9 protein-coding genes and 2 pseudogenes are annotated in these 8,821 nt (G+C 39.8%); 1 reads left to right on the top strand and 10 read right to left on the bottom strand.

Annotated features, from left to right (window positions below; translation table 11 throughout):
* The 8 genes and pseudogenes from L650_RS0101825 to L650_RS0101785 form a co-directional block, all read right to left on the bottom strand.
* A partial coding sequence (locus L650_RS0101825; RefSeq protein WP_029771975.1) for a solute carrier family 23 protein occupies positions 1–253 on the bottom strand: 253 nt, incomplete at its 3' end.
* A gap of 9 nt (positions 254–262) precedes the next feature.
* On the bottom strand, positions 263–895 hold the full coding sequence (gene upp / locus L650_RS0101820) for a uracil phosphoribosyltransferase (RefSeq protein ID WP_004586497.1): 633 nt from the start codon (positions 893–895) through the stop codon (positions 263–265).
* Between the two features lie 144 nt (positions 896–1,039).
* On the bottom strand, positions 1,040–1,999 hold the full coding sequence (locus L650_RS0101815) for a phosphotransferase (protein WP_029771974.1): 960 nt from the start codon (positions 1,997–1,999) through the stop codon (positions 1,040–1,042).
* 269 nt (positions 2,000–2,268) lie between these two features.
* Positions 2,269–3,243: a transposase gene (locus tag L650_RS0101810; RefSeq protein WP_029771973.1), complete on the bottom strand. Its 975-nt coding sequence runs from the start codon at positions 3,241–3,243 to the stop codon at positions 2,269–2,271.
* Positions 3,244–3,335: 92 nt separating this feature from the next.
* Positions 3,336–3,581, bottom strand: a pseudogene (locus L650_RS0101805) (transposase); the annotation flags it as partial.
* Between the two features lie 93 nt (positions 3,582–3,674).
* Positions 3,675–4,087: pseudogene (locus L650_RS0101800) on the bottom strand (transposase); the annotation flags it as partial.
* A gap of 91 nt (positions 4,088–4,178) precedes the next feature.
* Entirely contained in the window at positions 4,179–4,496 is a 318-nt protein-coding gene (locus L650_RS0101795) for a hypothetical protein (RefSeq protein WP_029771970.1), read from the bottom strand.
* Between the two features lie 139 nt (positions 4,497–4,635).
* Positions 4,636–5,046 (bottom strand): hypothetical protein, encoded by a 411-nt coding sequence (locus L650_RS0101785; protein ID WP_085065397.1) that lies wholly within the window; start codon positions 5,044–5,046, stop codon positions 4,636–4,638.
* 242 nt (positions 5,047–5,288) lie between these two features.
* On the opposite strand from L650_RS0101785, the gene L650_RS0101780 reads away from it, so the two are divergent.
* Positions 5,289–5,546: a phage integrase N-terminal SAM-like domain-containing protein gene (locus L650_RS0101780; protein ID WP_004588699.1), complete on the top strand. Its 258-nt coding sequence runs from the start codon at positions 5,289–5,291 to the stop codon at positions 5,544–5,546.
* Between the two features lie 174 nt (positions 5,547–5,720).
* Here L650_RS0101780 and L650_RS0101775 read toward each other — a convergent pair whose 3' ends face one another.
* A complete protein-coding gene (locus L650_RS0101775) occupies positions 5,721–7,976 on the bottom strand; it encodes an acyl-CoA dehydrogenase (protein WP_029771965.1) in 2,256 nt (751 codons plus the stop codon).
* Between the two features lie 265 nt (positions 7,977–8,241).
* The coding region (locus L650_RS0101770; RefSeq protein WP_029771964.1) for a zinc-binding dehydrogenase at positions 8,242–8,821 on the bottom strand (580 nt) is incomplete at its 5' end.

Raw genomic sequence — 8,821 nt, 5'->3', positions numbered from 1 at the left:
TGGCTGGTACGCCCCACATTTGTACTGAGGCAATAATAGGCGCAATAAACGCAAATGATGACGCTAAAAATATAGGCACCTTGCCTTTCGTCACTACCTGAAATAATAAAGTACCTATACCCGCTGTAAACAAAGCGACACTTGGGTCAAGCCCCGTTAATAAAGGCACTAACACTAACGCACCAAATGCTACAAACAACATTTGGGCGCCGGTTAAAATGGTTTTTATAGAAAATGTAGAATTATTTTGCACTGTTAAACCTTAGTAAACCGTACCGAAAATTTTGTCACCTGCATCGCCAAGCCCTGGGATAATGTAACCCTTTTCATTTAAATGGCTATCAACTGAGGCAGTAAAAATCTCAATATCAGGGTGAGCGGCTAATGTTTTTTCAACGCCCTCAGGTGCAGCAACCAGTACAATTACTTTAATGTCTTTACAGCCTGCTTTTTTAAGCATATCGATAGTAGCAATCATTGAGCCGCCAGTTGCAAGCATTGGGTCTATAACTAAGCTTAAACGCTCATCAATATTGCCTACTAACTTTTCAAAGTAAGGTACTGGCTCAAGCGTTTCTTCGTTACGCTCAAGGCCCACTACACTTACCTTAGCCGCTGGGAGTAATGACATTACGCCATCCATCATGCCAAGGCCTGCGCGTAAAATAGGCACAACAGTAATTTTTTTGCCTTTAATGTGCTCTACTTTTAATTTGTTGCCGTCCCAGCCAGTAATTTCGTTATCTTCTAACTGTAGGTTTTTAGTTGCTTCGTAGGTTAATAAGGTACCTACCTCAGAGCATAATTCACGAAAGCTTTTAGTACTTATACCGTGAGCGCGCATTAAGCCTAATTTGTGTTGAACTAGAGGGTGTGAAATTACGTGAATTGACATGATAAAAACCTACTGATACAAGAATTGGCGGTATTTTATATTAAAAAAGGTCATTTGACCTGCAATTTTAAATAAGTTTTCATAGATCGTGCCAAAATGCATTGATTTGCTTGATATTTATGCAAGCGACACACTACTTTATGTTTATAAGTTGTTATCTGATAACGTTAAATTTACTTGCGCCATCATGTAACTATTTATTTTAAAATGAGTTGGGCTCCAACCCGCTAAAAATCGATAAAAGTCGGCCCAAGCTAATGGCCATAATGCATGCCACTTTACAATCACGTCATCGGCATTTATTTGCGGTTGATACACTAAAAGCGCATTTTTTAATTGGCTAAAGTAGTAACGTAAATACTCATCGGCGCAGGTATGTAACTGCTCGTCGTTTAAGCAGCTGGTCATAAAATACATTACATCGCAAATCCCTACCCCAGCCCCAACATACTGAAAGTCATAAGCGAGAATTTCACTTTGCTCATTTGCAGCAAAATTGGCAAGTTTAGCATCGCCATGTATCAAGGTTTTGTAGGGTGATGCTTGCAGTGTTTTATCAATTTTATGAGCCGCATTTTTAATATCGGACTTTTCGTCAGCGCTTTGTTTTAACTTATTAAACTCATCTGGCCGTGTGCTCAAATGCCAATAGTTCCCTTCTTGCCATAAGCCCTTTGCAGGCTTATTTAAATTAAAGGCATGAAAAGATGCTAACCAGTTTAGTATTGCCTTTATATGCTGGGAGCTTGCTTGAGCAAAACCATATTGAGTAAAGTTTTTAAACACTAACGCATAATCGTCACCATCATTAATTGCATTAATACAGGTAATACTTTTAGCGTTTGTCGGTAAGTACGCGCTGTATAACCTATAAAAATTATATTCAACTTTATAAGACTGCTGCTTTCTCTTTAATGCAAATTCGCTTTGCTTAATTTTTGGATGGTTTATGTAGCTTGGTATTTTAATCGCTTTAATAACACATGGCTCGGCATCAAGCATGCACTCGACAATACTGCCACACCCGCTCCAAAGCGATGTTAGCGTATCGCCCATTTCAATGTGTTTAAAATGAGGCTGTAAAAGAGGAAGATAAAATGCCATAGCTATATTAAGTTATTAATTTTTTATAGTTTAACATTAGAAGGTATTTTTAATAAAACGATAGCACCCATAAGCCCCTTTCTTTTTAGCGTGACACCCACCTTAATTTCTAAATTACAAAAAGTTAAAGTTAACTAATGAATTTATGTTTTTTAACTGTCCAAAAATAATTTGAGTTTTAAAATAGAGGTATTACTAAATAAAGCTTAAATGCCAGCCACAAAAATCCCTACATTATGTAGTTGGAGTGCTCAAAAAGTGATTTGGCTCTAAGCGAATAACTTTGCGCAGTTACTGATATTCGCTCGCCGCTTTCGGTTTAAGTTTTCGCAATACCCTTTTTGTGAGGCTGGCCTGCCCACTGCACCATGAAATACGCGCGTAAATTGTGTGGTGAGTTTTAACCAGTTTTCTGATGATATATTAAGCCTTTCTAGCAAAGGAAGGGTCATATTATCTATATGCCCGTGCTTATCTTCTAGCATTACTCGCCCTGTTAGCTCAACGAGTTCAAGGTACGATTTAAGCTCAAACGGCAGCCCTTTAGGCATAACCTGACGTGGCATACCTGCAAAACGTAGTAACTGCTTAGGTTGTTTACCTTCTGCCGCGCATGTTAAGCGATTTTGTACACTGGTATGGTCTGATTCTTCTGGTTTGTTAGCCATTTTAGCTCTAATGGGATTTAAATCGACATAGGCCATACAGGCTGCAAGTGCTGCTTCATCAAGAAGTGCTTGAGATTTGAATCTACCTTCCCAGAAACGCCCTGTGCAGTTATCTTCTTTATTTGCTCTGCGAGCAATGTTTTCATTTAACAACCGCATAAACCAGCTGATACTTGATAGGCGCTCTCGATATTGCTTTACTGTTTGATTAAAAAAGATAAGTTCAACTTTACTTAGCTTTTCACCCTGTATGTATTTTTGCGTTAACAATGTGCCTTTACAGAGTTTATGCCAGCGAATAACAATCGCTTTATCATTCAGCCTATTTGCCTTTTTATCATCTACATACAGCACTAAATGGGTGTGATTGCTCATTACGGCATAAGCGCACACATCAATACAAAATACCTTAGCTAATTCACCCAGCTTATCTTCAACCCATCCTCGTCGATGCTCGTAACATTGACCAGTGAAGCGGTCTTCGCCACATAAAAATGCACGACGAACACACCGTGAAATACAGTGATAGTATTTTGTATCAACCAAACTTACTTGTCGCTTTCTTGCAATTGCCATAAGACACTCTGCCTGTTTTTTGCACTAAACAAAAGCTAGCCTCTAATTGCGTTAAGTGCAAAATTTAAGATGGGTGTCTTGTTTATTATCTTTTTTTTATCATCTACATAGAGTACTAAATGGGTATGATTGCTCATTACGGCATAAGCGCACACATCAATACAAAATACCTTAGTTAATTCACCCAGTTTATCTTCAACCCATCCTCGTCGATGCTCGTAAGATTGACCAGTGAAACGGTCTTCGCCACATAAAAATGCACGACGAACACACCGTGAAATACAGTGATAGTATTTTGTATCAACCAAACTTACTTGTCGCTTTCTTGCAATTGCCATATGACACTCTGCTTATTTTTTGCACTAAATAAAGCTAGCCTCTAATTGCGTTAAATGCAAAATTTAAGATGGGTGTCTTGTTTATTTGATTCTACGCGACACATTAAGCCAAGAACACAAGTATTTGACACCTAAGAATTGTCCGAACTTTTGGATGAATCCAAATCGTTCTGATGTACTTCCGCCAGATACCGTTGCCACTTTTTTAGCAGGTCATTCTCCTGCTTAAGACGCTCATTTTCTTTCTTAAGCTTTTGAATGTTATCCAGCTCTTTTTTTGTTGGGAGTTTACTCATTGTTTTGCTGTTGCTTTGATAGCGCGGCGCGTTTTTAAACTTACCTTCTCGATACTCTTTTCGCCAACGACTAAGCATTAACGGATGAATATCTAGCGCCTCGGCAACATCCTTTGACATGACATCGTCTCGTAAGCTTAGTTCAACTGCTTTGATTTTGAAATTAACTGTGTAAAACCATGTCTTTCTAGGTTGGGTATATCTAGGCATTTTAGCCTCCTCAAAGTGATGAGGAGGTGTCCACTAAAACGGGTGAGGAGCATTGTCCTTATTAATTAGCTTTTTATGTTTACTTTAATACTTATTGGCTTTTTGGTTTTATATGAAGTGGAACACTAAACTTTATTCTACTAACTGTTTTTGAACCAGTAGCTAGATCACCACCAACAGAACCTAGACCAGCAATTGATAATTTAGCGCCACCATCTTTAGAAGTGGATTCTGTTACTGCCATATCAAACTCAACAGAAGTAACAAAGCCACTTTGAACTGTGTTTATATTTTTAAGTTCAGCAACTTCATAAGCCGCTATGTTATCAGTGTTTAGACTTGATGAATTATTTTCAACAGAGGTAGTAATTTGGTTTAAAGTTTCAGTGATAAATTCTTGAATATCCATATGAACTCTCCTTAGTAAACATAACGCCCACATAATGCGCGCACAGCGCGCTGACTGTGTGTGCCAAACTGCGAGCTTGCGAGCCAGGCACACACTGGCTTAGCGCTGAGCGTCGTGTTAATTTGCTTGTTAGCTCTCGTTACCAAATGTACTTCCTGTAATCAAGGATCCTACCAGCCACTTCACAGGCCTCACACCTAACTATCCAGCCCAACAATGCTTTGTTGCCGACAATGTTTCCTTGACAAATTGGGCATTTTTCATCTGCAACAGCGCTCGGTAATTGCCCACTGCTTTTACGAGAAAAAGCTGAACAAAATGCAAGGAATTCGTCGCTTAGGCTCCAGTAGAGCTCGCCTGATATTTCATAGCAAAATTTAGTAAACCTAATCTGCTTATTTGTGGCTTTTTCCTCTGGGCTTGAGCTCATCTTTGCATCTATAGCAGCGTTAATGCTTCGGTAACGTTCAGGCCACTTTTCTCGGTCGATCATTTCTTGGCAATCAAGAAGCTCTTCCATTGAATATGTTGAATAATCTGGCTCACTCATGTTCCCCTCCGAGAGAGCTAACAATTTTGTCTACGACATTTGTCGTTTTATAAACCGACAAATGTCCATATATTACAATGCATTTATCTTAACCATCAAATAAACACCTGTAAACAATTAGTTAACTGAAAATTATTTTTAATCAGTGCGAAAATACACCGAAATGGTGGAGATCAGTAATATTGGACAAAACAACAAGTACTGTCTATATACACAGTTAAATTTTGCTAGAGATTCATATCATGAAATCACCTTTTTTAACTATGATAGCCGAACAAATGTATCTAAAGCATTATGCTAAAAGTACCATCAAGGCGTATTTATACTGGATAGCTTCGTTTATTCGTTTTAACTCTATGAGGCACCCAACAACGATGGGAGACAATGAGGTCGAACTTTTTTTAAATCATTTAGTCAACCAACAAAATGTTGCTCCTAATACTCAAACACAAGCCTTAAATGCGTTGAGCTTTCTATTTAAAGTATGGAAAATAAACTAAACACCTACTCTTATTGAACAAGCAAAACGACCATCAAATGAGCCACCATTACCCCTGCCTCTATATTACACACATAAAAAAGCCCCGCTTGGTTTTAAACAAACGAGGCTCCACACTAATTTTTTAATCAAGAATAAAAGCGCCGATACAGCGGGCGCTTTGCATCATTGAATTTTATTGATTAACTACACTTTTAAGTGGGTTAACTGGTTGTGCGTTGTCATCTAATAAGTTCATGTCAAAGTCGAACTCATCAACACGAATCGCTTTTTCACGCTTTTTGTTGTAATCAATTAGTTGCGCATGTTCATCCGCAGTAATTACATTTGCTGCTAATGCGTTATCTAGCGTAATGGCAAAACGTGTACCTGGTTTAATCTTTTTAGCGCGCAGCGCTTTTTTAACTTTGGCCAGCTCAACAAGTGATGCCATTTTAGCTTTATAAGCTTGCTCGTTAATGTGATGACCGTCACCTTCTACAGGCTTAACTAAATGCGTAATTTGCGCTTTAAATGCGGTATCAAGCTGTGCTTGTTTTGCTAATTCACGAATTAAGTCGTCGCTAATTTTTGGCATTTTAGTTGAGTAGTTCATTGTTACAAAACGAATAAACTTACGAGTACCACTTGCAGGGAAGTTATCTAAAAACTTATGCAGTGCTTCTTCTGCGCTTTGCAGTGCAAAACGTGTCGCGTAGTGGAAGTACGGCGCTGCTTGCTCGCGCTCGCTGCTTGCTACTTTTTGCTCGTAATACTTAATTGATGCCATTGCCGCGTATAAAAAGCTCATTACATCGCCTAAACGTGCTGATAGCATTTCAGCCTGTTTTAATTTACCGCCAAGTACGAGTAACGAGAAGTCGGCATACACTGCTAATTTTGCAGATAGTTTATGTACGGCTTTTTCGTATTCACGTACTTCTGGTAATGCAGAGTTTGCACTTGCAGTAAAAGGTAAAACACCTAAACGGAACGCACGTAAGCTATTTGCTGTGCTGTAACCAATTGTTTTACGCAAAATGCCGTTAAACTCTTTATCTGCACCTTTATCTTCACTATGGATTGATTCAACCATAGATTGTAAATAAGGGTGACAACGCATAACACCTTGACCAAAAATCATCAGGTTACGTGTAAGAATGTTCGCGCCTTCTACTGTAATTGCAATAGGCTGTGCTACGTAACCGCTTGCAAGGGTATTTTGTGGGCCATTTTGAATCGCTTTACCCGCTTGAATATCCATTGCAGAATCTAATACGTCGCGGCCAAGCTCGGTCATGTGGTATTTAGCTATTGCTGTAACAACCGATGGTTTTAAGCCCATGCCTAGGCCTTCAGTTGTCAGCACGCGCATTGCTTCTTGAAGGTATGTTTTACCTGCAATGTCTGCTAGTTTTTCTTGAATACCTTCAAATTGACCAATTGCTAAACCAAACTGCTCACGCACTGCTGCGTATTCAGATGCTGATTTAAACGCCACTTGTGATGTACTTACACCTAGTGCAGGTAATGAAATACCACGCCCTGCACCTAAACAGCTAACCAACATTTGCCAACCACGACCGATGTTTTTCTGGCCGCCAATAATAAAGTCCATTGGTACAAATACTTTGTTACCACGTGTAGTACCGTTATAAAAACGAATACCCATTGGGTCATGGCGGTTGCCAAGCTCTACACCTGGGTGATCTTTAGGAATAAGCGCACAGGTAATACCTAAGTTTTCTTTGCCGCCTAGTAAACCTTCTGGATCAACTACTTTAAATGCTAAACCAAGTACCGTAGCGATTGGTGCCAGTGTGATGTAACGCTTATCCCATGTGATCTCGAGGCCAAGTACTTCTTCGCCGTTGTACATGCCTTTGGTGACAGTACCAATATCTGGAATGCCACCTGCATCAGAGCCCGCCTCTGGGCTTGTTAATGCAAAACATGGAATGTCTCTGCCGTTCGCTAAACGCGGTAAGTAATGCGCTTGCTGCTCTTGTGTACCAAAGTGCAGTAATAACTCACCTGGGCCTAAAGAGTTAGGAACCATAACGGTTACTGCTACTGCAGAGCTTTTAGTTGCAATGGTTGCCACAATAGTCGAGTTTGCATAAGGGCTAAACTCTAAGCCGCCAAACGATTTAGGAATGATAAGCGAGAAGAAACGCTCTTTTTTCAAAAATTCTAATATGTCATCTGGTAAGTGAATACCGTTTTGAATAACTGAATCGTCAATCATGCCTAGTAGCTCTTGTACTGGGCCATCTAAGAATGCTTGCTCGTCTGCACTTAGGGTAGCAGCCGGCACATCGCGTAGTGCGCTAAAATCTGGCTTACCTTGATAGATAGACCCTTCTAGCCACACATCACCCGCGTCTAGCGCTTCTTGTTCAGTGATTGAAATACTTGGTAATACTTTTTTTAATTTTGTACGTAAACTCATGATTGAACTCATCCGACCAGATAAATAATACCTACATTACGTCATAAAAATCAGTTTAGATCAATTACTCTATTCAATTAATTAACAGTTTTTTCAATTTATTTTCTTTACGGTGACGTAAACTGTTGAAACTAAAAGGCTTACACTTGTGCGCTGAAATACCTCTATTTGGCAACAATTAAGCCCCATACTCATAAAAAGCTATTTTTTAGGCATAAAAAAACGCAGCCACTTGGGCTGCGTTTTTAAAATAAGGTAGGCAACGTTAACTGCTTATTTGCACAACGTGTTTGCCTGTAAAGCCACCCGCTATTTGGTTATTTAAGGCAGCACTGACTGAGTCAGCAGTAAAGTCAACCGCAGTGATTGCCGGTGTTTTAATATCGCCCGATAGCGCGCCTTCAAGCAATAAATTGCCCATAAAACTTAAGCGCTGCTGTGCACATAAACTATTGGCAAGCCACGCACCACCAATAGACACCACGCTAATATTAGGCGCTCGGTGGTACATTAAATCTTGATCAAAATGAGGCAGCGAGTTTAAACACGCGATACGCCCGCAAAAGCGCATTAATTCAATATTTCGAAGCGTTGATTCACCGCCCATAGTATCAATTACAGCGTCAAACCCTTGCGGGCCAAGCTCGCGGCGAATTTTGTCGCGTAACTTTTTGTCGTTATAATCAAATACCACATCGACACCTAGCTGCTTTACCAGCTTGTGATTACGCTTTGAAGCGGTGGTAAATACATCGGCACCGCGTTGTTTAGCATATTGAATGGCAAACTGCCCTACCGCACCAGAGCCACCTTCGATTAGGATTTGGTCGCCCTCCGTAATGGCT

It is taken from the genome of Pseudoalteromonas sp. TB51 (assembly GCF_000498055.1).
In the GTDB taxonomy this organism is placed as follows: Bacteria; Pseudomonadota; Gammaproteobacteria; order Enterobacterales; family Alteromonadaceae; genus Pseudoalteromonas; species Pseudoalteromonas atlantica.
Note: the sequence above shows the minus strand (reverse complement) of the source record. Positions and strands in the feature narration are given on the sequence as shown.

Bases quoted from the DNA above. Each gene is read 5' to 3' on its own strand.
- upp (WP_004586497.1), bottom strand. From the start codon at position 895: ATGTCAATTCACGTAATTTCACACCCTCTAGTTCAACACAAATTAGGC.
- L650_RS0101815 (WP_029771974.1), bottom strand. From the start codon at position 1,999: ATGGCATTTTATCTTCCTCTTTTACAGCCTCATTTTAAACACATTGAA.
- L650_RS0101810 (WP_029771973.1), bottom strand. From the start codon at position 3,243: ATGGCAATTGCAAGAAAGCGACAAGTAAGTTTGGTTGATACAAAATAC.
- L650_RS0101795 (WP_029771970.1), bottom strand. From the start codon at position 4,496: ATGGATATTCAAGAATTTATCACTGAAACTTTAAACCAAATTACTACC.
- L650_RS0101785 (WP_085065397.1), bottom strand. From the start codon at position 5,046: ATGAGTGAGCCAGATTATTCAACATATTCAATGGAAGAGCTTCTTGAT.
- L650_RS0101780 (WP_004588699.1), top strand. From the start codon at position 5,289: ATGAAATCACCTTTTTTAACTATGATAGCCGAACAAATGTATCTAAAG.
- L650_RS0101775 (WP_029771965.1), bottom strand. From the start codon at position 7,976: ATGAGTTTACGTACAAAATTAAAAAAAGTATTACCAAGTATTTCAATC.